Source organism: Oleiphilus sp. HI0128, assembly GCF_001635365.1.
In genome coordinates this window covers 1-539 of sequence record NZ_LWGG01001135.1, presented here as the reverse complement: position 1 = coordinate 539, position 539 = coordinate 1, and the positions used below count along the sequence as shown (strand labels likewise).

Genomic DNA, 539 nt, shown 5'->3' with positions numbered 1-539 from the left:
TGTTTATTGCTTTGATTAATATTGCTGATGTTGATTTATTAGATGTTAGCTTGTGGAAATCAACGATGCGTGAGAAAAATCTGGTAAAAGCCGCCTTTGGTGGTCTCTTGAGTGTTACTCAGAGGCTCGGTTGTTTAAGGTTGTGGTGGCTTTTTCGTGTGATGGGCTTTATGCCCATTTTTTGTTTCTGAAATATGAAAAACGGTACTGCCATTGTCTGCAAAAAAGAAGCTGTTAGAAGAATTGATTGAACCGGTCATTGAAGGGCTGGGTTACGAGTGTTGGGGTATTGAATATATGTCCCAGGGTAAGCACTCTGTGTTGCGTGTGTTTATTGAAAGCGCACAAACCGAAGAAAAACAAGAAACTGAAGTCCCTGGTGAAGTAGATGAAAATATCACTGAGGAACAGGCCAGGGAAAGCGGCATAGAGCTCAAAGATTGTGAGCTGGTGAGCCGTCAGTTGAGTGGTGTAATGGATGTAGAAGATCCGATAAACGGAGAGTATACCTTGGAGGTTTCTTCGCCAGGCATGGATCG

Annotated in this window: 2 protein-coding genes; both read left to right on the top strand. The window is 42.9% G+C overall.

Features of this window, described 5'->3' with window-relative positions; all coding sequences use genetic code 11:
* The coding region (locus tag A3763_RS29725; RefSeq protein ID WP_231872256.1) for a hypothetical protein at positions 1–191 on the top strand (191 nt) is incomplete at its 5' end.
* 22 nt (positions 192–213) lie between these two features.
* Positions 214–539: ribosome maturation factor RimP (gene rimP, locus A3763_RS19280; protein WP_197482987.1), on the top strand; the 326-nt coding region annotated here is incomplete at its 3' end.